We start from the raw sequence: 24,274 nt of genomic DNA, 5'->3' as shown, positions 1-24,274 counted from the left end.
CCGCCGCTCAACACGTCGCCGACGGTAACATCCGGCCAGCTCCGGGGCGGAAAGCCGCGTGGCGGGCGATTACGACACTTTGTAGGACCGGCGAGCATCGCCGATGAGGCGGCAGTTAGGATTCATCAAGACAACCGCTGGATGTATGGAGGACCTGTTGGTAGCCGAAGCGCCCCCTATAGGAGAACTCGAGGCACGGCGTCCGTTCCCGGAGCGACTCGGCCCCAAGGGCAACCTCATCTACAAGCTCATCACCACGACCGATCACAAGATGATCGGCATCATGTACTGCGTCGCCTGCTTCATCTTCTTCTTCATCGGCGGGCTGATGGCGCTGTTCATGCGCACCGAGCTGGCGATGCCGGGGTTGCAGTTCCTGTCCAACGAGCAGTTCAACCAGCTGTTCACCATGCACGGCACGGTGATGCTGCTGTTCTACGCGACGCCGATCGTGTTCGGGTTCGCCAACCTGGTGCTGCCGCTGCAGATCGGCGCGCCGGACGTGGCGTTTCCGCGGCTGAACGCGCTGTCGTTCTGGCTGTTCCTGTTCGGCGCCCTGATCGCCATGGGTGGCTTCATCACCCCGGGCGGGGCCGCCGACTTCGGCTGGACCGCCTATGCGCCGCTGAGCAACGCCATCCACTCACCGGGTGCCGGCGGTGACCTGTGGATCCTGGGCCTGGCCGTTGGTGGTCTGGGCACGATCCTCGGCGGTGTCAACATGATCACCACCGTCGTGTGCATGCGCGCACCCGGTATGACGATGTTCCGGATGCCGATCTTCACCTGGAACATCCTGGTGACGTCGATCCTGGTGCTCCTGGCATTCCCCATCCTGACCGCCGCGCTGTTCGGCCTGGCGGCTGACCGCCATCTCGGGGCGCACATCTATGACCCGGCCAACGGCGGCGTGCTGTTGTATCAGCACCTGTTCTGGTACTTCGGCCACCCCGAGGTGTACATCATCGCGCTGCCGTTCTTCGGCATCGTGTCGGAGATCTTCCCGGTGTTCTCGCGCAAGCCGATCTTCGGCTACACCACGCTGATCTACGCCACGCTGGCGATCGCGGCGCTCTCGGTGGCGGTGTGGGCGCACCACATGTACGCCACCGGCGCGGTCCTGCTGCCGTTCTTCTCGTTCATGACGTTCCTCATCGCCGTGCCGACCGGTATCAAGTTCTTCAACTGGATCGGCACGATGTGGAAAGGCCAGTTGACGTTCGAGACACCGATGCTGTTCTCGGTGGGGTTCCTGCTGACGTTCCTCCTGGGCGGTCTCTCGGGTGTGCTGCTGGCCAGCCCGCCGCTGGACTTCCACGTGACCGACAGCTACTTCGTCATCGCGCACTTCCATTACGTGCTGTTCGGCACGATCGTGTTCGCGACGTATGCCGGTATCTACTTCTGGTTCCCGAAGATGACGGGCCGGCTGCTCGACGAGCGGCTGGGCAAGCTGCACTTCTGGCTGACGTTCATCGGCTTCCACACCACGTTCCTGGTGCAGCACTGGCTGGGTGACGAGGGCATGCCGCGCCGCTACGCCGACTATCTGCCGACGGACGGGTTCACCACGCTGAACGTCGTCTCGACCATCGGCGCGTTCATTCTCGGACTCTCGACGCTGCCGTTCGTGTGGAATGTGTTCAAGAGCTGGCGCTACGGCGAGCCGGTCACGGTCGATGATCCGTGGGGTTACGGCAACTCGCTGGAGTGGGCGACGTCGTGCCCGCCGCCGCGGCACAACTTCACCGAGCTGCCCCGAATCCGTTCGGAGCGGCCGGCATTCGAGCTGCACTACCCGCACATGGTGGAGCGCATGCGCGCCGAGGCGCACGTCGGCCGCAGCCACGGCCCCGAAGACGGCGACGTGACACGGTTGGACGACGCGAGCGTCCGCACCTGACGATCGCGGCATGACCGTTCAACCACGCGAACGCGCGTCGCTGCTGATCACGGTCACGGGCCGCGATCAACCCGGCGTCACCTCGGCGTTGTTCGAGGTGCTGTCGCGTCACCGGGTCGAACTGCTCAACGTCGAACAGGTCGTGATCCGCGGCCGTCTGACGCTCGGCGTGCTCGTGTGCTGTTCGACAGAGGTCGCCGGGAACTCGGAACTGCGCGACGCGGTGACGGCGGCCATCCGCGACGTGGGCCTCGACGTCACCATCGAGCGCAGCGACGGCGAACCCGTCATGCGTGAACCGTCGACCCACAGCATCGTCGTGCTGGGCCGCCCGATCACCGCCGAGGAGTTCGGCGTGGTGGCGCGCGAACTCGCGCGGCTCGAGGTCAATATCGACACGATCCGCGGTGTGTCCGACTACCCGGTCACGGGTTTGGAGCTGCGGGTGTCGGTGCCGTCCCAAGCGGTCTACGAGGAGCTGCAGCAGACACTGGCGCGCGTCGCGGTAGCTCAGGAGATCGACGTCGCGGTCGAGGACTACAGCCTGACCCGACGAGGCAAGCGGCTCATCGTGTTCGACGTCGACTCGACCCTGATCCAGGGCGAGGTGATCGAGATGCTGGCGGCCAAGGTGGGCGCCGAAGCGGCGGTCGCCGAGGTCACCGAGGCGGCGATGCGCGGCGAACTGGACTTCGCCGAGTCGCTGCACCGGCGCGTGGCGACGCTCGCCGGTTTGCCCGCCTCGGTACTCGACGACGTCGCCGAGCAGATCGAGTTGACCCCCGGCGCCCGCACCACCCTGCGGACGCTGCGGCGGCTGGGTTACCACTGCGGCATCGTGTCGGGCGGCTTCCGGCAGGTGATCGAGCCGCTCGCGCACGAGTTGATGATGGACTTCGTCGCGGCGAACGAGCTCGAGATCGTCGACGGCAAGTTGACCGGCCGAGTGATCGGCCCGGTCATCGACCGGCCCGGAAAGGCCAAGGCGCTACGGGATTTCGCGCAGCAGGCCGGTGTGCCGATGGAACAGACGGTGGCCGTGGGCGACGGCGCCAACGACATCGACATGCTGGCCGCCGCGGGCCTGGGCGTGGCGTTCAACGCCAAGCCGGCGCTGCGGGAGGTGGCCGACGCGTCGCTGAGCCAGCCGTACCTGGACACCGTTCTGTTCATTCTGGGAATCACGCGCGGGGAGATCGAGGCCGCCGACGCGCTCGACGGCGTGGTCCGCCGCGTCGAGATCCCGGACTGAGGCCTTTCGTCTCGCGCGGGCGACCGCATTTGTCCGCGAGTTCGCGGCGTGTCGACGGGCAAACACGGTCGCTCGCGGGGCAGGAACTAGACGACGACGGTCGTGGGTTCCGGCGCCGACAGCCCGGTGACGCTGCGCCAGGCACGCGCCAGTAGCTCGACGGCCTCGCTCAGCTGTTCCTCGGGCAGAGCGTAGGGCACGCGGACGAACCGCTCGAGGGTGCCGTCTACGCCGAAGCGGGGGCCCGCGGGAAGCTCGAGTCCGAGCCGGGAGGCGGCCGCCGACAGCGCTGTGCTCATCGGGGCGGGCAGCCGCACCCACAACGACATGCCGCCCGCACCGGGGCCCGGTTCCCAGTCGGGCAGATGCCGGCTCAACAGAGCCAGCAGGTACGCACGACGACTGCGCAGGATCTCGCGCCGCTCCGGCAGCAGCTCATCGTGCCGGGTGAGAAGCCTTGCAGCGGCGCACTGTTCGAGCACTGCGGTGCCCATGTCGATGGACGGGCGCAGGGCGGCGATGGTGGCGATCGTCGCGCGCTCGGCGCGGATCCAGCCCACCCGTAGGCCGCCCCAGAACGACTTCGACATCGAACCGATGGTCAGCACGAGATCACGTCGCGAGCTCATCTCAGCGGCCAGGGGCCCGGGCGCGGGTTCGTCGAGCCACATGTCGAGGATGGTCTCGTCGATGACCGTGCGGGTGCGGGTCTCGGTGATAATGCGCGCCAATCGATTTCGATCGGCGGCGGGCATGGTCATCCCGGTCGGGTTCTGGTTGTCGGGGATCAGATACGCCAGGGTCGGCGACACCTGGTGCAGCGCGTTCTGCAGCGCGTCGAGGTCCCAGCCGTCCTCGGTCATCGCGACCGGGACGGGGCGTGCACCGGCGGTCGTGATCGACGACAGCGCACCGTGATACGTCGGTTGCTCGACGAGCACCCGGTCGCCGGGCTGGATATAGGTGGTGAGGATGAGGCCGATGGCGTGCAACGCGCCGGTGGTCACCATGATCTCGTCCGGCTCGGTGGGAAGGCCTCGCTCGCAATATCTTTCGGCGATGGCTTGTCGCAGGGCCGGGACGCCGACGAGTTCGTGTCCCGGTGCGTGCAGATACGGCGTCACGTCGCGGGTGGCCTCGGCGAAGGCCTCCATGACGGCGGCCGCCGGTGCCGACAGCGCGGCCGCGGCGAGGCTCACCGACGGGGGCGCAGTGTCGACGTGGGCCGCGGGCGCGACGGGAAGCGCCGTGGTGCTGCGGGCGCCGCGGCGGGCGTTGAGGTAGCCGTCCTCCCGCAACTGCGAATAGGCCGCGGTGACCGTGGTGCGTGACACCCGCAGCGCGTCGGCGAGCGCGCGTTCGCTGGGCACGCGCGCGCCAACGGGTAAGCGCCCGTCGATGATCAGCAGGCGGATCGCGTCGGCCAGGCCCTGATAGGCCGGGCCGCTCCGACTGGATGTGCGCCAGTTACCCAGCTCGCGGGCCAGTCGGTCCACATCGAGCGCACGTGCCGGTATCTCAAGCGTCATTACAGGCCAGTATTGCCGAACTGGCTATTGAGAGGCAAGCCAGTTGGTCCCGATGATGGCGATATGAGCATGAACTGGATCCCCCGCCTGGGCAGGCGCCTCGCCGCTTCTCTCGCCTGGCAGCCGCCGGTCAGCCCCTCCGATTACGTTGACCGCGACGCCGCGCGGATCGCCCGGGAACTGGAGCTGATCAAGTTGCGCTTTCCCCACCATGCGTAGGGGCGCGGCGCGCGGATTGGTTCTCATGGTCGGGTTGACCGGCTACGGCTTCTCGATGGCGTTGATGGTGCGGGCGGGCCTCGGGCTGGACCCCTGGGACGTCTTCCATCAGGGACTGGCCCGGCACACCGGGATGTCGATTGGGCTGGCGTCGGCGGTGGTGGGGGCGGCCGTGCTATTGGCCTGGATTCCGCTGCGCAACCGACCCGGCGTGGGCACCGTGGCCAACGTCGTCGTCATCGCGGTCACGGTCGATGCGGGCCTGTGGCTGCTGCCGACGCCCACGTCGATGCCGCTGCGCATCGCGATGATGGTCGGCGCAGTGGTGCTCAACGCGGTCAGCACCGTGCTCTACGTCGGCGCCGGCCTCGGGCCCGGCCCGCGCGACGGGTTGATGACCGGCCTCGTCGAGCGCACCGGGCTGTCGGTGCGGCTGGTCCGCACGTCGATCGAGGCGACGGTGCTGGTGGCCGGATGGCTGCTCGGCGGCACGGTCGGCGTCGGAACCGTCGTCTACGCGTTCGGGATCGGCCCGCTGGTGCAGTTCTTCCTGCGGATCACGCCGGAGAAGGTGGTGGCGGCGAGCGGTTGGACTTCCGTCGCCGAGGCTCGCCGCAGGCGCACGCGCGATTTGGGCGTGAAATCGATCGCCGGGCGAACGAAATCACGCACGAGTCGCCTGACTACGATGGGCGAGTGCCCGCCGCCGAAGGAGATGCAGCCGACCCCGATGTGCTGATCGACTTCGCCAAGGTGTCGCTGCGGCGCGGCGGTCAGACGCTGGTCGGGCCCATCACCTGGGCGGTCGAACTCGACGAACGCTGGGTGGTGATCGGCCCGAACGGCGCCGGTAAGACGTCGCTGCTGCGCATCGCCGCCGCCTTGGAGCACCCGTCGTCGGGGACGGCCTACGTGCTCGGCGAACGGCTCGGCCGAACCGACATGTCCGAACTGCGTGCGAGGGTCGGCCTCAGCAGTTCGGCGTTGTCGCAGCGGGTGCCCGACGAGGAGGTGGTCCGCGATCTGGTGGTCTCCGCGGGCTACGCGGTGCTGGGCCGCTGGCGTGAGGCTTATGACGACGTCGACTACGAGCAGGCGATCGACATGCTCGAAAGCGTCGGCGCCGAACACCTGGCCGAGCGCAGATACGGCACGTTGTCCGAAGGCGAGCGCAAACGCGTGCTCATCGCGCGGTCGATGATGACCGACCCCGAACTGCTGCTGCTCGACGAGCCTGCCGCCGGACTCGACCTCGGCGGTCGCGAGGAACTCCTTGCCCGCCTCGAGGATCTGGCCGCCGATCCGGATGCGCCGGCGATGGTGTTGGTGACCCACCACGTCGAGGAGATTCCGCGCGGGTTCTCACACGGCCTGATCCTGTCCGAAGGCAAGGTGGTCGACTCCGGGCTGCTCCCGGATGTGCTGACCGCCGAGAATCTTTCGAAGGCGTTCGGCCAGGCGATCTCCCTCGAGGTGGTCGACGGCCGCTACTTCGCGCGCCGGGCCAGAAGCCGCGCCGCCCACAGGAGACGAGCATGACCGAAGAACCAGTCGAACAGCCACTGACGCCGCGGCCCGCCGCGACCGTGATGCTGATCCGCGACAAGCGCGAGGGCTTCGCCGGCGAAGTGGAAGTTTTCCTGATGCGGCGGCACTCGGCGATGGATTTCGTCGCCGGCGTGATGGTGTTCCCCGGCGGCGGCGTCGACGACCGCGACCGCAACGCCGACATCGCCTGGTTCGGTCCCGAACCCGCTTGGTGGGCAGAGCGTTTCAACGTCGAGCCGGATCTGGCGCAGGCACTGGTGTGCGCCGCTGCCCGCGAGACCTTCGAGGAGTCCGGCGTGCTGTTCGCCGGCGCCGCTGACGATCCCGACGTTCTCGTCGATGACGCCTCGGTCTACCGTGAGGCGCGGGCCGCGTTGGTGAACCGGTCCCTGTCGTTCGCCGACTTCTTGCACCGCGAGAATCTGGTACTGCGCGCGGATCTGCTTCGCCCGTGGGCCAATTGGGTGACGCCGAAGGAGGAGCGCACCCGCCGCTACGACACCTACTTCTTCGTCGGCGCCCTGCCCGGGGGTCAACGCGCCGACGGCGACAACACCGAGACCGACAAGGCCGACTGGATCACCCCGCAACAGGCTCTCGACGACTTCGCCGACGGCCGCACATTCCTGCTGCCGCCGACGTGGACGCAGCTGGACTCCCTCAAGAACCGCACCGTCGCCGAAGTGCTTGCGGTGGAACGCCAGATCGTGTCCGTCACGCCGCACCTGGCTGCGGACAAGGACACCGGCAACTGGGAGATCGAGTTCTTCGACAGCCATCGGTACAACGCCGCCCGCAACCGCCGCAGCCCTGAGGGCTACGGCTCCGATGCGCGCCAGGCATGAACGAGTTCGTCTCCGTCCACACAAGCGTTGAGCGACCCGGCATCGCCACGCTGCTGTTGTCTCGGCCGCCGACCAACGCCCTGACCCGCCAGGTCTACCGCGAACTGGCGGGCGCGGCGCGCAGCATCGGCGAGCGCGACGACATCCACTCAGTGATCCTCTACGGCGGACACGAGATCTTCTCCGCCGGCGACGACGTTCCCGAACTCCGCACGCTCGACGCCGCGGAAGCCACCGCGGCGACGCAGGTCTGCCGCGAGGCCGTCGACGCGCTGGCGGCCATCCCCAAACCGACCGTCGCCGCGATCACCGGCTATGCGCTGGGTGGCGGGCTGACGGTCGCGCTGGCCGCCGACTGGCGAGTCTCCGGAGACAACGTCAAGTTCGGCGTCACCGAGATATTGGCCGGGCGGGTGCCCGCCGGCGGCACCGAACGCCTGGCCCGCACCGTCGGCCTGAGCAAGGCCAAGGAATTGGTCTTCAGCGGCCGGTTCGTCGACGCCAAGGAGGCGCAGGCCCTGGGTTTGATCGACCAGATGGTGGCGCCCGACGGCGTGTACGACGCCGCGCTGGCCTGGGCGCAACGGTTCGTCGAGCACCCGCCCCAGGTACTGGCTGCGGCCAAGGCGACGTTCGACCTCTAGGCTGCCCTGTTATGAGCACTGATTCCCGCTTGAACGTCGCCGATGCGGCTCCGGAGCCGAATCCGCACGCCACCGCGGAGCAGGTGGAGGCGGCCCGCCACGACTCCAAGCTCGCCCAGGTGCTGTACCACGACTGGGAAGCCGAGAGTTACGACGAGAAGTGGTCGATCTCCTACGACAAACGCTGCGTCGACTACGCCCGCGACCTGTTCGACGCGACCGTTCCGTTCTACGAGCAGCGCAAGCTGCCCTACGACCGGGCGCTGGAGATCGGGTGCGGCAGCGGCTTCTTTCTGCTCAACCTGATCCAGGCGGGCATCGCGCGGCGCGGTTCGGTGACCGACCTGTCTCCCGGCATGGTCAAGGTCGCCACCCGCAACGGTGAGAACCTGGGCTTGGAGATCGACGGCCGCGTCGCCGACGCCGAGGGCATTCCGTACGACGACGACACCTTCGACCTCGTTGTCGGCCACGCGGTGTTGCACCACATCCCCGACGTCGAGCTGTCGCTGCGCGAAGTGGTGCGGGTGCTCAAGCCCGGCGGACGATTCATCTTCGCCGGCGAGCCGACCAACGCGGGGGAGAACTACGCGCGCCCGCTGTCGACGCTGACCTGGCGCGTGGTCACGAACGTGACCAAGCTGCCGGGACTTTCGAGTTGGCGCCGCCCACAGGCCGAGCTCGACGAGTCGTCACGCGCGGCGGCGTTGGAGGCGGTCGTCGACCTGCACACCTTCTCTCCGGCCGACCTCGAACGGATGGCGAGCAACGCCGGCGCCGTCGAGGTGTCGACCGCCACCACCGAGTTCACCGCCGCGATGCTGGGCTGGCCGCTGCGCACCTTCGAAGCGGCCGTGCCGCCGGGCCGATTGGGCTGGGGCTATGCGAAATTCGCCTTCCACAGCTGGATCGGGCTGAGCTGGATCGACGCGAACCTCTGGAGCCGCGTGGTGCCGAAATCCTGGTACTACAACGTCATGATCACAGGGGTCAAGCCCGCCGCGTGACCGTGGCGTTCGGCGTCGGCGACGTCGAGTATCTGCGGAGCCCGGCCGGCGCGGATGCGCTGCGCGTAACGGCCACGCTGCCGTTGACCGGAAACACGCTCGTCGCCGATATCGCTTCGGCGCGTAAACGTTTCGGCGACCGCGCTGCGGTTCTGGTCGAGACCACGCTGCTGCGCCGCAGAGCGGCGGCCAAGCTGGCCAACCCCGACAGCTGGCTGTTCACCGACGAAGCCCTGCAACAGGCGACCGCCGAACCGGTCGCCCGCCACCGCGCCCGCCGGCTCGGCGGCGCACTGGTACACGATGCGACGTGTTCGGTCGGCACCGAGCTCGCTGCGTTGCGCGACTCGGCGGCGACGGTGATCGGCAGCGACCTCGATCCGGTGCGGCTCGCGATGGCGCACAACAATGTTGACGGTGTCGATCTGTGCCGCGCCGACGCGCTGCGGCCCATCACCCGCGGGGCCGTCGTGGTGCTCGATCCGGCGCGCCGCAGCGGCGGGCGTCGCAGGTTCGACCCGCGTGACTACGCGCCGCCGCTCGACGAGTTGCTCGACGTGTACCGCCATCGCGACACCGTCGTGAAATGTGCTCCCGGAATCGATTTCGACGCCGTGCGGGGACTGGGCTTCGACGGGGAGATCGAGCTGACGTCGCTGTCGGGCAGCGTGCGGGAAGCGTGCCTGTGGTCGGCCGGTCTCGCGGAGTCGGGCGTGCGGCGCCGAGCCTCGTTGCTGGACACCGGCGAACAGATAACCGACGCCGAACCCGATGACTGTGCGGTCGCACCCGCCGGGCGGTGGATCGTCGACCCCGACGGGGCCGTCGTGCGCGCCGGGCTGGTCCGCCACTACGCCGCACGGCACCGGCTGTGGCAACTCGACCCCGACATCGCCTACCTGTCGGGCGACCGCCTTCCTCCCGGTGTGCGCGGCTTCGAAGTGCTCGAACAACTGGCCTTCGGCGAACGACGGTTGCGGCAGGCGCTTTCGGCGCGCGACGTCGGCGCCGTCGAGATCCTGGTGCGCGGCGTCGACGTCGACCCCGACGCGCTACGCTCGCGGCTTCGCCTGCGGGGCTCGCAGCAAGCTTCGGTGGTGATCGCCCGCATCGGGTCCGGAGGCGCAAGCCGGGCAACGGCATTCATTTGTCGTCCCTCACGTTGAGGTGTTACGTATCCTGGCGGTGATGCGCCGGTATCCAGACCGGTGCCGGCTGCGAGGATGTCGACGATGCGCATTTCCAGGTGGACCGTTCTGTTCGCGGTGGCCGCCGTCACGGGAGCGATCGCCAATCCCGCGGCCGCCGCCCAGCCGGGCTGCGCCGACCTGCAAGGCACGGTTGGCCCGGACCAGATGTGTCGGGTGCACGTCCAAAAGCCGAACTACACGCTCGATTTGAGCTTCCCCAACGACTATCCCGACCAAGCGCCGCTGGTGGCCTACCTCACCCAGGCGCGAGACGGGTTCGTCAACGTCGCCGAGGACCCAGACGCGAACAACCTGCCCTACGAACTCGACGCCGACGGTGCGGGTTATCAATCCGGACCTCCGGGCACCGGCACCCGCAGCGTGGTGTTCACCGTCTGGCAGAACGTCGGCGGAGTGCGTCCGCAGACCTTCTATCAGTCGTTCAACTGGAACCTCGCCACCAAATCGCCGATCACCTTCGGCACCTTGTTCAAACCCGGCACCAAGCCGATGGATGTGATCTACCCGGAGGTCGGCCGGTACCTGGAGAGGCAGGGGATGATCGACCCGGTCTCCCAGAGTGAGGGCACCGATCCCGCGAACTATCAGAACTTTGCACTGACCGACGATTCGCTGATCTTCTTCTTCAGCCAGGGTGAACTGTTCCCGGAGTCGGCGGGCCCGGTGCAGGCAACGGTTCCGCGCGCGGCGGTGGCGCCGATGCTCGCGCTGTGAGGGCTCAGGTCCGCGCCGACTCCCGGTCCTTGCCCGCCAGCGGGTCGTAGTTCTCCCAGAACCTCGCGCCGGTGATCTCCAGCGCGCGAGGGTCGAACACCGGATCCCGGCCGGCCTTCTTCTGCTTCTCGTAATCCCACAGCGCCCGGTACGCGGGCTGCTGCAGGATCATGATCCGATGATGTTGAGCCAGGCCATCAAGCCGACGCCGATGTCACCGAGCACCCACGCCTCGGCCGCCGTCGACACCGCACCGATGACCACCGACACCAGGATCAGCGCCTGAAGCAGCATGGTCGCGTTGGACCCCACCGTGCCCCGGATGACCGGCATGGACATCGGCGAGAATCGGCCGAGGATGAACCGCAGATTGGTCTCGGCCATGTAGTAGTAGGCGGCACACACGGGTGGCATGTTGGCATGTCCGCGGTGCCGGTGTGTTTCATTGCAATGACAAATTCGAAACGCCGCCAGGATGTGGCATCAGGCGGGCGTGAAGCCGTACACCACACCGTCGCTGGTGGCGGTGACGACGCGGCGATCCTTCCCGACCGAGACGCCGACGGGCCAGCCCGTCGCCCTGGGCAGCGGATAGGTGTTGAGGGTGCGCCCGTCAGCGGGGTCGAAGACCATCAGCCCGAGTCCGGCATCCTCTCCGTCACCGTCGCGGACGACGGTGTAGGCGACGTCGGGGCCGGACCGACTCGAGGTGGACAGCGGCTGCACGTCGTCGCGGGTCCACTGCACCTCGCCGCGGTCGCCCTCGTCCTTGATCCCGATCAGCTTCGCCCCGGGGCCGCCCCCGGCCACGATCAGCCCGTCGGGTGACACGGAAGGCGGGGTCTGCGCTAGGTAGTCGAGCGGCACCGACCACTTGGCCTTGCCATCGGCGGCGTCGAGCGCCCACAGATGGTCGTCGCGGCCGTTGACGTACACGGTCGATCCGTCGGCCGAGAACACCGGGCTGGCAAGGGGACCGCTGCCGACGGCGTCGCTGGTCCACTCGCGGGTCAGAAGGGGCGACTGCCCCGGCCAGTACCGCAGGCCGACGAGGATGGGTGCGTCCGTGCCGGGCTCCCACAGCGACAGGACGATGAGGCCGGAACTCGCGGCGAACGCGGGCGCGGCCGCCACCGGACAGCGGGGGCGGGCAGGCTGACAGTCGCCGAGCCCGCGTTCGGAGTCCTTCGGATCGACGCCGGCCACCAAGTCCACCGGGCTGCCATCGACCGTGCCGCGGTGGGCGTCGAACACCAACACCTGACCGAGATGCGTGACGACCAGCAGGTGGCCCGGGCTCAGGATCCGGGGCGTGGTCGGCATCCCGATGACCGGCTGGCGCCAGCGGATCCACTGCGTCGGCGGGAACGACAGCATGGCCCCCGGCTGGCCGACGTAGAGGTTGTCGAAGCCGTCGAACAGCGGGCCGGACGCACCGCCGCCCTGGACGAGGCGGGTGCACCACCGCTGCCGGGCCTTGTTGTCGGCCTCCCACACCATCAACGAGCAACCGTCGCGAGTCTGGGCGTTGGCGGCCAGGTAGCTGCCGGTGCCGAGCGCGACCTCGGCGGCGAGTTCGCCCTTGGCCGACCGTGTCCATTCCAGCCGGAGCGTGTCGGCGCCGGCCACCGTCTGATAGCTGCTGTTGGCGGCGTCGCGGTACTGGGCCGCCCAGCCGTCGGCGGCCTTGGCGTCGACCCAGGAGTCGGTGTCCTGGCAGCCTGCCAAGGTGGCCGTGATCAGCGCTGTGGACGCCAGCACGGTCAATCGCCGGAACACTGGATCCTTCCCGTTCCTCGTCGTCGGTCCACGTGAGGGTAACCGTTCCGCACCGAAACCCTCGCGTAGGCTTTCCGGCCATGACGACCATGTGGGGCGCGCCATTGCACAAGCGCTGGCGAGGGTCGCGGCTGCGTGACCCGAGGCAGGCGAAGTTCCTGACCCTGGCCTCGCTGAAGTGGGTGCTGGCCAACCGCGCCTACACCCCGTGGTATATGGTGCGTTATTGGCGACTGCTGAAGTTCAAGCTGCGCAATCCGCACATCATCACGCGCGGCATGGTCTTCCTCGGCAAGGGCGTCGAGATCGAGGCGACGCCGGAGCTGTCGACGATGGAGATCGGTCGCTGGGTGCACATCGGCGACAAGAACACCATCCGCTGCCACGAAGGCTCGCTGCGGTTCGGCGACAAGGTGGTGCTCGGCCGCGACAACGTCATCAACACCTACCTCGACATCGAGTTGGGGGATTCGGTGTTGATGGCCGACTGGTGCTACATCTGCGATTTCGACCATCGCATGGACGACATCAACATGCCCATCAAAGATCAGGGAATCATAAAGGGGCCGGTGCGGATCGGGCCCGACACTTGGGTCGGCGTCAAGGTCACCGTGTTGCGCAACACCACGATCGGGCGCGGTTGCGTGCTCGGATCGCACGCGGTGGTGCGGGGCGACATCCCCGACTACTCGATCGCGGTCGGCGCGCCGGCGAAGGTGGTCAAGAACCGCCAACTCGCCTGGGAGACATCGGCGGCGCAACGGGCGGAGCTCGCGGCGGCCCTTGCCGACATCGAACGCAAGAAGGCCTCACGCTAACGCATCCTGCCTCTCCCTCGCCACCCCCTAACCCCCTAACGGGGTGTTGCGTCGACCCTGCATGCGCGGATCCTGGCGAGGGGGCGGCGACCCGTTTCGGGGGACTCTTTGGATCCATAACGTTCGCATCAGTTCGCCGGACGGCCCGGTGACCAACTCTCAGCGACACGAAAGGATCACGGAGATGACGAACGTAATTGACTGGATTCTGAACCTGTTTCGCGACGAGGTCTCGGCTCAGGCCTTCGTCGACGACCCCGAGCGGGCCATGTGCACCGCCGGTGTGCACAATGCCTCGGCGGCCCAACTGCAACACGCTGCCGCGGCGGTCGCGCCGGCGGCGGTGGTGCACGGTGGTGGGAATCCGGTGGTGGGTTTGCAGCAGGCGGTGGCTCAGACGCATGGGATTGCGTTCACCCCGCAGCGTCAGACCGAGGTGTTGTCCAACAACGACACGCTCAGCCACAACGACACCCGGTTCTTGAGCCCGGAGACCAACACGGTCAACCATGTCGGCGCCGATCAGCAGCAGGGCGTCGGCAACTTCGATCTGGAGTTCGGTGACATCACCTTCGGTGACAAGACCACCAACACCGCCACCGACGGCGGGGTCGTCAACACCGGCAATGCCGGCGATATCGATGCCACCAACGTCGAGGGTGATGGCAACGTGGTCGGCGATGACAACGAGAACGTCAACACCGGTGACATCGAGGACTCCAACGTCAACATCGGTGAGGACAACGAGATCGACGACAGTGGTGATCAGACCGCTGGTGGGGACATCATCTCCGACAACGACGGCCCGGTCATCAACGACGTCGACATGAGCGGGGGCAGTGGCGGCAGCGCTTCTGACGGTGACGGTGGCGGCGGGCTGATCGGGGTCGGCAACGACGGCGGCAACGCCACCGGCGGGGCCGGCGGTTCGGGTGGGGGCATCGTGATCAACGACAACGACACCACGACTACCAATGTCGATGGCAACCAGACCAATGTCGGCGACATCGACGGCAGCGTGTCCGGTGGGATCTCCGGCGGTACGAGTGTCGAGGACAACTCGGTGGACAACTCGGTCGACAATTCGGTCGACAATTCCGGGCAGGACAACTCGACCGACAACTCCGGTCAGGTCAACACCGACGTCGATGTGAGCACCAGCGTCGACGCCGGCCTGTTCTGAGCCGAGCACACAACGCCACTGGCGGGGATCAAACTGCGATCCCCGCCAGTCGGCACGTCATACACGGCCGACCCTGGGCAGCACTGATGTGCTTGCTTCCCAGTATGTTTCGATCAGCCTTGCCACTGAATGCCGAAGTGGTCGGCGAACGCCCTGCCGCCGCTGTCGGTCACGGCGACACCTCGGCCCCGAGCCGCTCGTTTCACCCATCCCGCCGCGAAGAAACGGTCGAGCAGCCCGCGCCCCAGAGCACCGGCGACGTGGTGGCGTTGTTCGGTCCAGTCGATGCAGTAGCGGACCAAAGGCCTTCTGGTGTCGGGTATCTCGACACCGATCCCGGAGAGGAAGTCACGGCCGTCGTCGGTCAGCTCGTAATGGACGTCGTAGCCTGGGCTGCTCAGCGCATCGCCTGTGTCGCGGCGCGGGTCGTATCGGCCGTCACCGCCGACGAGGATCTCGCGTTCGAGGAGACTGCCCATCAACTGGACCCCGAGGCGGCCCGCGAGGTGGTCGTAGCAGGTGCGGGCCGCGCGCAGCCGCGCCGCGCGGGTGCCTTCGCGAAGCGACCGGCCCGGACGCATCGGCGCCAGGCGGCCGAGGTGTTCGAGAAGCTCGCCGACCTCGGGTCCGGCCAACCGGTAGTAGCGGTTTCGGCCGTGGGTTTCTACCGAGAGCAGGCCCGCCTCGGTGAGCTTGGCGAGGTGGCTACTGGCGGTCGATCGACTGACACCGGCCTCGTCGGCGAGCACACTGGCCGGTAGCGCGCGGCCGTCGTCGAGTGCGAGCAGGACTTTGCAGCGCGCCGAATCCGAGAGCAACGACGCGAGAGAGGCGATGTCGACGTCGCCCGTCACGGACTCGGTGCCGTCACGCATTCTGCGTCCTCCCTTCCTCTTTCGAAGGCGGCGGGGCGCGACCGATAGGTGATCAGCGCACCGGCCAGCAGGGCCGCCACGCCGAGCGCCAGCGCGGCACGTACGCCGCCGATGTCGTCGACCGCGGCCATGATGCTCCCCAACGACGCTACGCCGACGGTGATACCCACGAGCCGAGCGAGGTTCACCACGCCCGAGGCCAGCCCGCTGCGCCGTATCGGCATGGCCGACATCGCCAACCCCACCGCGGGGGCGGTGTTGAGGGCGAGCCCGGCACCCGCGAGGACGAACGCCGCCTCGAGCAACCAAATGTTCGCCTGCGGGCCGACACAGGCGTAGACACCCAGGCCCGTCGCCATCAACAGCAGGCCCGCGGTCATAGGCGTTCGAGGGTTCGTCCGCCGCGTCATCGTGTTCACCACCGGAATGAGCACCAGGTACGTCAGCGGCATCGGAACGAACCACCATGCCGTTGCCAGGGCGCTCGCCGCGCGCTCTTGTTGGAAGGCGAAGCTGTTGACGAGCAGCAGGCCGTAGATGCCGAAGGTCATGGTGAATGTCGCGATCAGCGCGGTGACGAGGGGCCGGCTGCGGAACATCGCGAGGGGCAGCATCGGGTGCCGCGCCCGGTGCTGGCTACCGACGAAGGCTGCCACGAGGGCGGCCGCCGCCACCGCGAGTGTCACCAGCCACCGCGGCGACATGCTGTGGCCCTCGACCAGCGTGACGGTCACGGAGGTGAGCGCCAGGATCGCAAGAACCTGTCCGCGCCAGTCGATTCCGGCAGGGTGATGATCGCGTGACTCCGGTAGATGCGCGTACGTCATCACCAGTGCCAGGACGCCGACGGGTGCGTTGAGCCAGAAGATCTGCCGCCAGCCCGCGGTATCGGTGAGGACCCCGCCGAGGATGGGGCCGACTGCGGTGCTGATCGCGGCCGCCATGGCCCACGCAGCGGTCGCGCGGGCGCGTTCGACGGGGTCGGGGAATGCGGCGGCGGTGATCGCGAGGCCCTGCGGGAGCATGACCGCCGCGCCGACGCCCTGCAGCGTGCGGGCGACCAGCAGCAGCGGCAGCGACGGCGCGACGGCGCATGCGACTGACGCCGAGACGAACACGAGCAGCCCTATCCGCAGAAGACGACGCCGGCCGAACCGATCACCTAACGACCCTGCGGTCAGCAGCAGCGCGGCGAACGCGATGTTGTAAGCGTCGATCGTCCACTGCGCTCCCGACACCCCGCCGCCGAGGTCATCGCGGATCGCAGGCAGTGCGAGGTTGACCGCGTTGGCGTCGATGAGGCCGACGAAGAGCCCCAGATACGCGGCGACCAAGGTGAGTGCCGAGCGGAAGGTGATGCCGTGCGAGCCCATATCCGCACGCTATTTCGAAAATAATTCGATCCCGGTCGAACCTTCGGCCGCCCTAGCGGCCGGGCAGGGCGTGTTCGACGATGGGGCTGCGCCGGTCTGGTTCACGCTCCAGCCGTTTCGCGGCCAGATACACCTGCGCGGTTTCGTCGGCGATCGCGTGCCATTCGAATTCGGAGGTGAGCCGCTCGCGGGCGGCGATGGCGCGTTGTTGGGCGGCGTGCGGGTCGTCGAGCACCGAGCGCACCGCCGCGGCCAGCGCGGCGACGTCGCGCGGTGGGTAGGACACTCCGGTCTGACCGTTGAGGACGGCTTCGCCCAAGCCTCCGACGTTCGACGTCACCAGCGGGATACCGGTCGCGGCGGCCTCCAGCGCGACGATGCCGAACGGTTCGTAGTGGCTGGGCAGCACGGCCGCGTCGGCGGTGTGCAGCAGGTCGACCAGCGCGTCGTGGTCGAGGTGCCCGACGAACGAGGTCGCCTTGAGCACCTTGTGCTTTCGCGCCTGCTCGACGAGCCAGTCCAGTTGCGTGCCCTCGCCGGCGACCGTCAGCGTGGTGCCCGGATGCGTGCGTCGGACGCGGGGGAGGGCGGCGATCGCGTCGTGAATGCCCTTCTCGTACTCGAGGCGACCCAAGTACAGCAGCTGGGCGGGGCCGGTCTGGGGCCGTCGCTGCGCGAAGGGCCAACGGCTGCAGTCGATTCCGTTTCGAATTACGTACGACTCGGCGAGTCCGGGCCCGAAGAGCTCACCGACCTCGTCGCGCATCGAAGCGGAACACGTTATCAGCGAATCGGATTCGTGCACGAGCCAGGACTCCACCGCGTGCACCTGCCGACTGATGCGACCCGACACCCATCCGGAGTGCCGTCCGGCCTCCGTGGCGTGGATCGTGGAAACCAGTGGCACGTCGAAGAACTCGGCCAGGGCAATGGCAGGGTGGGCGACCAGCCAGTCGTGCGCATGCACGACATCGGGGCGCCAGGGATGCCCGCGCTGCGACTTCAGCGTCAGACCGGTGCGGACCATCGAATGGCCCATCGCCAGCGTCCACGCCATCATGTCGCTACCGAAGTCGAACTCGTGCGGATCGTGCGCCGCGGCGACGATGCGTACGCCGTCGGCGATCTCGTCGGTGGTCGGGTGCGTGCTCGGGTCGGTATTGGATGGTCGGCGGCTGAGGACGACGATCTCGTGGCCCGCCTCGGCGAGCGCGGTGGCCAGGTGATGCACGTGCCTGCCGAGCCCGCCGACCACGACGGGCGGGTACTCCCACGACACCATGAGGATTTTCACGGTCGCTCACTCCTGCGCGAGTGATCGCTAATTGCACACGCAAAGCAGCGTGTCGGTGTGCAAACGCGGTCGCTCGCAGCTGATATGGCGGCCCACGCGGGGGAAAGGGTGGGCGTCATCGCGGTAACCGTCGCGCGTCCAGTGCGCCGAACAGACCGTCGGCGCGGTTCCATCCCGCGGCCAGGCGCTGTGCATGCTCGTGGCGACCGGAGGCCGCGGCATCGGCGATCTCGCGGGTGGCGTGGGCGTGCAGGTGCGCACGGTAGCGCGCATAGTCCGCCGCGGAATCCTTGCTGACCATGAACGGCCAGTCGCTCGACACGGTCAGCAGCGTCTCACGCAGGATCTGGTCGGCGACGTAGTTGCGGGCCGGGGGCGTCTCGGTCTGGCCGAGCGCCTTGTCGACGGTCGTCAGCGCGGTGTCGACGACCTCGGTGTTGAGCTGCACCAAATCGGCGACCTGCTCGCCCGCCCACACCTGCCAGTCCTTTCCGGAACCCCAAGAGCTGGGCGGCAGTTCGACGGGTGAGCCGATGAACCCGTCGGCCTTGGCGTCGGCCAGCGTGCCGACGCGCACGCCTGCCTCGGGCAGCGCGCGCAGCACCCGTTCGAGCCACACCGGGCCCTCGTACCACCAGTGCCCGAACAATTCGGTGTCGAAGGCGGCGATCACGTGTGCGGGGCGTCCGATGCGCTCGCTCTCGTCGTGTAGGCGCTGACGGACGACATCGACGAAATCGGCGACGTGGGCGTCGATCGCCCGGTCGGCCCGCTCGGGATCGTACGGTGCCTTGGCGTCCGAGGGCACGTTGCGGCCGGTGACCCTGGCCGGCTTCAGCCCGGTCGTGTGGTCGTAGGTGTGAAAGTCGCGGTAGGCGGCGTGCCCGGGATAGCCGGATTTCGGTGACCACACGCGATAGCTGACCTGGAGGTCGCGGCCGAACGCCATCACATCGGACGATGCCACGGGGCGGCCCAGCGCAGTGTCGCCGTGCAGCGACGGCCCGTCGACCATGAAATGGCCGACACCCGCTGCGGCGTAGTCGGTTTCCATTCCGGGGGCGTAGGCACACTCCGGGGCCCAGATGCCGGTCGGCGTGTGCGCGAACCGCAAGCGGGCATCGGCAAGACCCTCGCGCAAGGCGAACTCCCGCAGCCTCGGATTGAGCAGCGGCTGGAACGGGTGCGCCAGCGGACCGCCGAGCAGTTCGATGGTCTCGGCGTCGATCAGCTCGCGCAACACAGGGCTGCCGCCGTGCGCCCACAGCGTCGCGAAATCCTCGAGCGCCTGCTCGGTCTCCGCGTGCTCGCGAACACCAAACTGCCGCAACGGATCCGATAGCGTCGTTGCCTCGAGTGCGCGCAGCTGCCAGTTCGCCAGCCAGTGGTGCATACCCGACAGGCAGTACGGGTCGTCGAGTTGCGCGGTGACGACCGGGGTCATGCCCAGCGTCAACTGGTGTCGGCGCCCCTCGGACGCCAGCTTGCGCAGCACCCGCATCAGCGGCAGATACGACGCCGACCACGACTGATACAGCCATTCCTCGCCGACGGGCCAGCGGCCGTGGTGCGCGAGCCAGGGCAGGTGGGTGTGCAGGACGAGCGTGAAGAGGCCCGGAGCCGGAGGGCCGGCGACATCGAGCCCCGGTACGGGGTCGGCGGGCTCCGGGGTGGTCACGGCCGCACCGCGATCGCGACCAGATCCAGGCTGTCGTCAATCTCGCGTTCGCGCGCGTCGACGAGATCGAAGTCGTCGCTGCGAACCGACGCGACATCGGCGAGCAGGTCCCCGGGCCATGGCGCATCGGCCAGGGCCCGGGCGATCTGGGCGTCGATGATCGACCCACCGTGACGGGCGTCGAGTTCGGCCAGCCGCGGCCCGTGGAAGACGCCGAGCACGCTGTCGACCGCGAAGCCGGCCACCGTCAGCAGGTCGGTCAGCTCGGCCGCGTTCAGCTCGCGGGTGTGGAACGGGTTGATCGGCGTATCCCGGCCGGGGGAGAACGTGATGCGGTTCGGCGTGGACATCAGCAGGCAGCCACCCGGCCGCAGCACCCGCAGGCATTCGCGAACGAATTGTCCTTGATCCCACAGGTGTTCGATGACCTGGAAGTTCACAACGACGTCGACCGCGCCGTCGGCGAGCGGAAGGTCGGCCAGGTTCCCGTGGCGCATGTCCACCCGCGGATACCGCGCACGGACGTGGGCAACCGTCGTCTCGTCGTAGTCGAGGCCGATCACACGGCGGGCCACGTCGGCGATCAGGTTTGCTCCATACCCCTCGCCGCAGCCTGCCTCGAGCACGTCACGATCCGCGCAGCGGTCGGCCATCCGCTCGTAGACGACCTCGTGGCGGCGGAACCAGTAGTTCTCCTCCGCGAGTCCCGGAACCGTGCGTTCCCCGGTGAGAGGGAGGTCCGGTCCGTCAGTAACAAATGCGCTCATTGGAAGGCAGGCTAACGTGAATCGGCCGACAGACGAATGGTTCACCGCCTACGTGCTGCTAGAACACGAACTTCGACCCGCTATGGTGTTCCTGCGAACCACCACAAGTTACCCGCGAGTAACATGGTGGTTGTTGCTCAGAGCGTGATATTGCGGGCCGATCAACGGCCCCTTCGAGGAGGACGAACCACACTCATGACGAACATCGTGGTCCTGATCAAACAGGTCCCTGACACCTGGTCGGAGCGCAAGCTCACCGACGGCGACTTCACCCTCGACCGCGAGGCCGCCGACGCAGTGCTCGACGAGATCAACGAGCGTGCTGTCGAAGAAGCGCTGCTCATCAAGGAGAAGGAAGGCGGCGAGAGCACTGTGACGGTGCTCACGGCCGGCCCCGAGCGCGCCACGGAGGCGATCCGCAAGGCGCTGTCGATGGGCGCCGACAAGGCCGTACACCTCATCGACGAGGGCATGCACGGCTCGGACATGGTCCAGACCGGTTGGGCCCTGGCGCGTGCGCTGGGCACCATCGAGGGCACCGAGCTCGTCATCGCCGGCAACGAGGCCACCGACGGCACCGGCGGAGCGGTCCCGGCGATCATCGCCGAGTACCTGGGTCTGCCGCAGCTGACGCACCTGCGCAAGGTGACGGTCGAGAATGGCAAGGTCACCGGCGAGCGCGAGACCGACGACGGCGTGTTCTCCGTCGAGGCGTCGCTGCCCGCGGTGGTCAGTGTCAACGAGAAGATCAACGAGCCGCGCTTCCCGTCCTTCAAGGGCATCATGGCCGCCAAGAAGAAGGAAGTCACCAAGCTCACGCTCGCCGAGATCGGTGTGGAGGCCGACGAGGTCGGTCTCGCCAACGCCGGCTCCAAGGTGCTGTCCTCGACGCCGAAGCCGCCGAAGACCGCCGGCGAGAAGGTCACCGACGAGGGTGACGGCGGAACCAAGATCGCCGAGTACCTGGTCGCTCAAAAGATCATCTAGGGCCGAACACCGAGACTGCGAAACAAGAGACGAGAGAAGAACTCATGGCTGAAGTACTCGTGCTCGTTGAGCACGCCGAAGGTGCGCTGAAGAAGGTCACCTCGGAGTTGATCACCGCGGCTCGCAAGCTTGGCGAGCCGTCGGCCGTCGTCATCGGCGCGCCGGGAACCGCACAACCGCTCGTCGACGGCCTCAAGGCCGCCGGCGCCGCCAAGATCTACGTCGCCGAGTCCGACGACGCGGAGAACTACCTGATCACCCCGCAGGTCGACGTGCTGGCCTCGCTGGTGGAGTCCGCATCGCCCGCGGGGGTCCTGCTGTCGTCGAACGCCGACGGCAAGGAGATCGCCGGTCGCCTGGCGGCGCGCATCGGGTCCGGTGTGCTCTCCGACGTCGTCGACGTCAAAGACGGTGGGGTGGGCGTGCACTCGATCTTCGGTGGCGCGTTCACCGTCGAGGCCGAGTCCACCGGTGACGTTCCGGTCATCACCGTGCGTGCGGGTTCGGTCGACGCCGAACCGGCCGACGGTGCGGGCGAGGTCATCAACGTCGAGGTGCCTGCCCAGGCCGAGAACGCGACGAAGATCACCAAGCGCGAGCCCGCCGTCGCCGGTGATCGTCCGGAGCTCACCGAGGCGACCGTGGTCGTCTCGGGTGGCCGCGGTGTCGGCAGCGCCGAGAACTTCACGGTGGTCGAGGAGCTGGCGGACTCGCTCGGTGGCGCCGTCGGCGCGTCCCGTGCCGCCGTCGACTCCGGCTACTACCCGGGCCAGTTCCAGGTGGGCCAGACCGGAAAGACGGTGTCGCCACAGCTGTACATCGCACTGGGCATCTCCGGCGCGATCCAGCACCGTGCCGGCATGCAGACGTCGAAGACGATCATCGCGGTGAACAAGGACGAGGAGGCGCCGATCTTCGAGATCGCCGACCTCGGCATCGTCGGCGACCTGTTCAAGGTCGCGCCGCAGCTGACCGAGGCGGTCAAGGCTCGCAAGGGCTGATCGTCGGGTTTTCCGCGGAGCCCCGGTGCCTGGCGCACCGGGGCTTCGTGCTTTTCGACCGCGGGTAAGACCACGCATTCTCAAGGGTGCACACGAGGTACCGCCGGGCGCACGCTTGTGTACGTAAACGTCGAGTAGAAGCGCGACAAAGCGTGCGCTCGGCGTTCGGAAAGGATGCCCGAGATGAAGATCACTGTTATCGGCTCGACCGGCCTCATCGGCTCGAATCTCGTGTCACTGCTCGGCGGGGAAGGCCATTCGGTGGTCGGGGCGGCCCGCTCCACGGGCGTGAACGTGCTGAGCGGCGACGGGGTGGCCGACGCGGTCGCCGGCGCTGATGTGGTGATCGACGTGACCAACTCGCCGTCGTTCGAGGACGGGCCGGTGATGAACTTCTTCACCACGTCGACGACGAACCTAGTGACCGCGGCAAAAGCCGCGGGGGTGGGGCACTACGTGGCGCTGTCCATTGTCGGTGCCGACGATCTTTCCGAAAGCGGTTATCTACGTGCGAAAGTCGCGCAGGAGACGATCATTCGCGACTCCGGGCTGCCGTACAGCATCGTGCGCGCGACCCAGTTCCACGAGTTCGCCGAGGCGATCACCGACTCGCTGAACGTCGACGGCGAGGTGCGTGCCCCCGATGCGCTGATCCAGCCGATCGCGGCCCGGGAGGTCGCCGCCGAGCTGGTAAAGGTGGCCGTCGGGAAGCCGCACAACGGTCACATCGACGTCGGCGGGCCCGACAAGATCCCGTTCGCCGACCTCGCCAGCGCGGTGCTGGCCAAGCGCGGAGACGACCGCCGCGTCGTGGTCAACGGCGAGGCGACCTATTTCGGAACCCCGCTCGCCGAGAGCAGCCTGGTGACCGGCGACGACGCCGTCATCGCCGCCACCCGCTTCACCGACTGGCTGGCCCGGCGATGACCGCCGCCGCGCCGGATAGCGACCTCGACCGGGTCGTCCGCGAGCGACACTGCACGCGAAAGTTCCTACCCGACAAGCCCGTACCGCGCGAACTCCTCGACGAGGCACTGGAGTTGGCGATGCGGGCACCGTCGAACTCCAACATTCAGCCGTGGCGGCTGTTCCTGGCCACCGGCGCGCGCCGCGACCGCCTCGCCGAGGCGTTGACGGAACGCGCCTCCGGCGGCTTTCCGCCGACGATGGGAATCCCGGATAGCTTCGCCCCGCTTCGGCAGCAACTCGGCGCGATGGTGTACGGCGCGATGGGCGTGGACCGCCACGATGCCGAGGGACGCCGCCTCGCCCAGCTGCGCAACTTCGAGTTCTTCGGCGCCCCGGTCGCCGGCGCGGTGTGTATGCACCGCGACCTCGGCCACGCCGACAGTCTCGCGGTCGGCATGTTCCTGCAGACCCTGGTGCTCGCGCTGACCGAACGCGGCCTTGACACCTGCGTACAGGTTTCGGTCGCCTACTTTCCGGACGTGCTGCGCGAACAACTCGACATCCCCGACGAGCTGCAGGTGCTGTGCGGCATCGCGATCGGATACGCGGACCCCGACTTTCCGGCCAACCGCGTGCGCACGCCGCGAAACACCGTCGACGAAAACGTCGTGATCCTCGACGGCTGAGGACGGGTCGGGCGGGTCAAATCGTCACCTGACGCTCACCGACACGTCACGC

23 protein-coding genes and 1 pseudogene are annotated in these 24,274 nt (G+C 67.9%); 16 read left to right on the top strand and 8 right to left on the bottom strand.

Annotated elements, in window-relative coordinates; genetic code table 11:
• The first annotated feature begins 157 nt into the window (after nucleotides 1-157).
• Nucleotides 158-1,903, top strand: a complete 1,746-nt coding sequence (gene ctaD / locus A5650_RS17055; RefSeq protein ID WP_067293982.1) for an aa3-type cytochrome oxidase subunit I — start codon at nucleotides 158-160, stop codon at nucleotides 1,901-1,903.
• 10 nt (nucleotides 1,904-1,913) lie between these two features.
• A complete protein-coding gene (gene serB / locus A5650_RS17050) occupies nucleotides 1,914-3,155 on the top strand; it encodes a phosphoserine phosphatase SerB (protein ID WP_067293887.1) in 1,242 nt (413 codons plus the stop codon).
• 86 nt (nucleotides 3,156-3,241) lie between these two features.
• Here the strand turns inward: serB and yczR are convergent, their stop codons facing one another.
• A complete protein-coding gene (gene yczR / locus A5650_RS17045) occupies nucleotides 3,242-4,684 on the bottom strand; it encodes a MocR-like transcription factor YczR (RefSeq protein ID WP_067293884.1) in 1,443 nt (480 codons plus the stop codon).
• A gap of 63 nt (nucleotides 4,685-4,747) precedes the next feature.
• Here yczR and A5650_RS27150 point away from each other — a divergent pair, with 63 nt between their 5' ends.
• From A5650_RS27150 to A5650_RS17010, 8 genes are all read left to right on the top strand, one after another.
• Nucleotides 4,748-4,903, top strand: coding sequence for a hypothetical protein (locus A5650_RS27150; RefSeq protein WP_197501898.1), 156 nt, complete (start codon nucleotides 4,748-4,750; stop codon nucleotides 4,901-4,903).
• Complete coding sequence (gene yczE, locus A5650_RS17040; RefSeq protein ID WP_067293881.1) at nucleotides 4,896-5,642, top strand: membrane protein YczE; 747 nt, start codon at nucleotides 4,896-4,898, stop codon at nucleotides 5,640-5,642. The genes A5650_RS27150 and yczE overlap by 8 nt, the downstream gene beginning before the upstream one ends.
• A complete protein-coding gene (locus tag A5650_RS17035) occupies nucleotides 5,600-6,442 on the top strand; it encodes an ABC transporter ATP-binding protein (protein WP_067293878.1) in 843 nt (280 codons plus the stop codon). Before yczE ends, A5650_RS17035 begins: the two co-directional genes overlap by 43 nt.
• Nucleotides 6,439-7,296, top strand: coding sequence for an NUDIX hydrolase (locus A5650_RS17030; RefSeq protein WP_067293875.1), 858 nt, complete (start codon nucleotides 6,439-6,441; stop codon nucleotides 7,294-7,296). Before A5650_RS17035 ends, A5650_RS17030 begins: the two co-directional genes overlap by 4 nt.
• Nucleotides 7,293-7,940, top strand: a complete 648-nt coding sequence (locus A5650_RS17025) for an enoyl-CoA hydratase (RefSeq protein ID WP_067293873.1) — start codon at nucleotides 7,293-7,295, stop codon at nucleotides 7,938-7,940. Before A5650_RS17030 ends, A5650_RS17025 begins: the two co-directional genes overlap by 4 nt.
• Nucleotides 7,941-7,951: 11 nt before the next feature.
• A complete protein-coding gene (locus A5650_RS17020; RefSeq protein WP_067293871.1) occupies nucleotides 7,952-8,947 on the top strand; it encodes a class I SAM-dependent methyltransferase in 996 nt (331 codons plus the stop codon).
• 2 nt (nucleotides 8,948-8,949) lie between these two features.
• The gene (locus A5650_RS17015) at nucleotides 8,950-10,113 is read left to right on the top strand and encodes a class I SAM-dependent methyltransferase (protein ID WP_067293980.1); all 1,164 of its coding nucleotides are present in this window, start codon (nucleotides 8,950-8,952) and stop codon (nucleotides 10,111-10,113) included.
• A 66-nt stretch (nucleotides 10,114-10,179) separates the two neighbouring features.
• Nucleotides 10,180-10,872, top strand: coding sequence for an esterase (locus A5650_RS17010; RefSeq protein WP_067293977.1), 693 nt, complete (start codon nucleotides 10,180-10,182; stop codon nucleotides 10,870-10,872).
• A 4-nt stretch (nucleotides 10,873-10,876) separates the two neighbouring features.
• On the opposite strand, the pseudogene A5650_RS26465 reads toward A5650_RS17010, so the two are convergent.
• Nucleotides 10,877-11,268: pseudogene (locus tag A5650_RS26465) on the bottom strand (alanine:cation symporter family protein); the annotation flags it as partial.
• Between the two features lie 87 nt (nucleotides 11,269-11,355).
• Entirely contained in the window at nucleotides 11,356-12,651 is a 1,296-nt protein-coding gene (locus tag A5650_RS17000; RefSeq protein WP_067293866.1) for an outer membrane protein assembly factor BamB family protein, read from the bottom strand.
• An 80-nt stretch (nucleotides 12,652-12,731) separates the two neighbouring features.
• Between A5650_RS17000 and A5650_RS16995 the strand changes: the two genes are divergently transcribed.
• Entirely contained in the window at nucleotides 12,732-13,469 is a 738-nt protein-coding gene (locus A5650_RS16995) for an acyltransferase (RefSeq protein WP_067293863.1), read from the top strand.
• A gap of 184 nt (nucleotides 13,470-13,653) precedes the next feature.
• Entirely contained in the window at nucleotides 13,654-14,652 is a 999-nt protein-coding gene (locus tag A5650_RS16990) for an IniB N-terminal domain-containing protein (RefSeq protein WP_067293860.1), read from the top strand.
• 113 nt (nucleotides 14,653-14,765) lie between these two features.
• On the opposite strand, the gene A5650_RS16985 is transcribed toward A5650_RS16990, so the two are convergent.
• From A5650_RS16985 to A5650_RS16965, 5 genes are all read right to left on the bottom strand, one after another.
• Nucleotides 14,766-15,527: an ArsR/SmtB family transcription factor gene (locus A5650_RS16985; protein WP_067293858.1), complete on the bottom strand. Its 762-nt coding sequence runs from the start codon at nucleotides 15,525-15,527 to the stop codon at nucleotides 14,766-14,768.
• Nucleotides 15,503-16,900, bottom strand: coding sequence for an MFS transporter (locus A5650_RS16980; protein ID WP_067293855.1), 1,398 nt, complete (start codon nucleotides 16,898-16,900; stop codon nucleotides 15,503-15,505). The genes A5650_RS16985 and A5650_RS16980 overlap by 25 nt, the downstream gene beginning before the upstream one ends.
• 52 nt (nucleotides 16,901-16,952) lie before the next feature.
• On the bottom strand, nucleotides 16,953-18,194 hold the full coding sequence (locus tag A5650_RS16975) for a glycosyltransferase family 4 protein (protein WP_067293852.1): 1,242 nt from the start codon (nucleotides 18,192-18,194) through the stop codon (nucleotides 16,953-16,955).
• 115 nt (nucleotides 18,195-18,309) lie between these two features.
• On the bottom strand, nucleotides 18,310-19,872 hold the full coding sequence (locus tag A5650_RS16970; RefSeq protein ID WP_067293849.1) for a 1,4-alpha-glucan branching protein domain-containing protein: 1,563 nt from the start codon (nucleotides 19,870-19,872) through the stop codon (nucleotides 18,310-18,312).
• Nucleotides 19,869-20,639, bottom strand: coding sequence for a class I SAM-dependent methyltransferase (locus A5650_RS16965; protein ID WP_067293846.1), 771 nt, complete (start codon nucleotides 20,637-20,639; stop codon nucleotides 19,869-19,871). Before A5650_RS16965 ends, A5650_RS16970 begins: the two co-directional genes overlap by 4 nt.
• A 195-nt stretch (nucleotides 20,640-20,834) precedes the next feature.
• On the opposite strand from A5650_RS16965, the gene A5650_RS16960 reads away from it, so the two are divergent.
• From A5650_RS16960 to A5650_RS16945, 4 genes are all read left to right on the top strand, one after another.
• A complete protein-coding gene (locus tag A5650_RS16960) occupies nucleotides 20,835-21,626 on the top strand; it encodes an electron transfer flavoprotein subunit beta/FixA family protein (protein WP_067293844.1) in 792 nt (263 codons plus the stop codon).
• Nucleotides 21,627-21,670: 44 nt separating this feature from the next.
• Nucleotides 21,671-22,627 (top strand): electron transfer flavoprotein subunit alpha/FixB family protein, encoded by a 957-nt coding sequence (locus A5650_RS16955; RefSeq protein WP_067293841.1) that lies wholly within the window; start codon nucleotides 21,671-21,673, stop codon nucleotides 22,625-22,627.
• A 183-nt stretch (nucleotides 22,628-22,810) separates the two neighbouring features.
• Nucleotides 22,811-23,554 carry an SDR family oxidoreductase gene (locus A5650_RS16950; protein WP_067293975.1) on the top strand — a complete coding sequence of 248 codons (744 nt, stop codon included), beginning with the start codon at nucleotides 22,811-22,813 and terminating at the stop codon, nucleotides 23,552-23,554.
• Nucleotides 23,551-24,222: a nitroreductase gene (locus tag A5650_RS16945; RefSeq protein ID WP_067293836.1), complete on the top strand. Its 672-nt coding sequence runs from the start codon at nucleotides 23,551-23,553 to the stop codon at nucleotides 24,220-24,222. The genes A5650_RS16950 and A5650_RS16945 overlap by 4 nt, the downstream gene beginning before the upstream one ends.
• The last annotated feature ends 52 nt before the right edge of the window (nucleotides 24,223-24,274 follow it).

This window comes from Mycobacterium sp. 1164985.4 (genome assembly GCF_001668575.1).
GTDB lineage: Bacteria > Actinomycetota > Actinomycetes > Mycobacteriales > Mycobacteriaceae > Mycobacterium.
Note: the sequence above shows the minus strand (reverse complement) of the source record. Positions and strands in the feature narration are given on the sequence as shown.

Bases quoted from the DNA above. Each gene is read 5' to 3' on its own strand.
- A5650_RS16950 (WP_067293975.1), top strand. From the start codon at position 22,811: ATGAAGATCACTGTTATCGGCTCGACCGGCCTCATCGGCTCGAATCTC.
- A5650_RS16985 (WP_067293858.1), bottom strand. From the start codon at position 15,527: ATGCGTGACGGCACCGAGTCCGTGACGGGCGACGTCGACATCGCCTCT.
- A5650_RS17020 (WP_067293871.1), top strand. From the start codon at position 7,952: ATGAGCACTGATTCCCGCTTGAACGTCGCCGATGCGGCTCCGGAGCCG.
- A5650_RS16990 (WP_067293860.1), top strand. From the start codon at position 13,654: ATGACGAACGTAATTGACTGGATTCTGAACCTGTTTCGCGACGAGGTC.
- A5650_RS16980 (WP_067293855.1), bottom strand. From the start codon at position 16,900: ATGGGCTCGCACGGCATCACCTTCCGCTCGGCACTCACCTTGGTCGCC.
- yczR (WP_067293884.1), bottom strand. From the start codon at position 4,684: ATGACGCTTGAGATACCGGCACGTGCGCTCGATGTGGACCGACTGGCC.
- A5650_RS16965 (WP_067293846.1), bottom strand. From the start codon at position 20,639: ATGAGCGCATTTGTTACTGACGGACCGGACCTCCCTCTCACCGGGGAA.
- A5650_RS17030 (WP_067293875.1), top strand. From the start codon at position 6,439: ATGACCGAAGAACCAGTCGAACAGCCACTGACGCCGCGGCCCGCCGCG.
- A5650_RS17025 (WP_067293873.1), top strand. From the start codon at position 7,293: ATGAACGAGTTCGTCTCCGTCCACACAAGCGTTGAGCGACCCGGCATC.
- A5650_RS16995 (WP_067293863.1), top strand. From the start codon at position 12,732: ATGACGACCATGTGGGGCGCGCCATTGCACAAGCGCTGGCGAGGGTCG.
- serB (WP_067293887.1), top strand. From the start codon at position 1,914: ATGACCGTTCAACCACGCGAACGCGCGTCGCTGCTGATCACGGTCACG.
- A5650_RS16960 (WP_067293844.1), top strand. From the start codon at position 20,835: ATGACGAACATCGTGGTCCTGATCAAACAGGTCCCTGACACCTGGTCG.
- A5650_RS16945 (WP_067293836.1), top strand. From the start codon at position 23,551: ATGACCGCCGCCGCGCCGGATAGCGACCTCGACCGGGTCGTCCGCGAG.
- A5650_RS17010 (WP_067293977.1), top strand. From the start codon at position 10,180: ATGCGCATTTCCAGGTGGACCGTTCTGTTCGCGGTGGCCGCCGTCACG.
- A5650_RS27150 (WP_197501898.1), top strand. From the start codon at position 4,748: ATGAGCATGAACTGGATCCCCCGCCTGGGCAGGCGCCTCGCCGCTTCT.
- yczE (WP_067293881.1), top strand. From the start codon at position 4,896: ATGCGTAGGGGCGCGGCGCGCGGATTGGTTCTCATGGTCGGGTTGACC.
- A5650_RS16955 (WP_067293841.1), top strand. From the start codon at position 21,671: ATGGCTGAAGTACTCGTGCTCGTTGAGCACGCCGAAGGTGCGCTGAAG.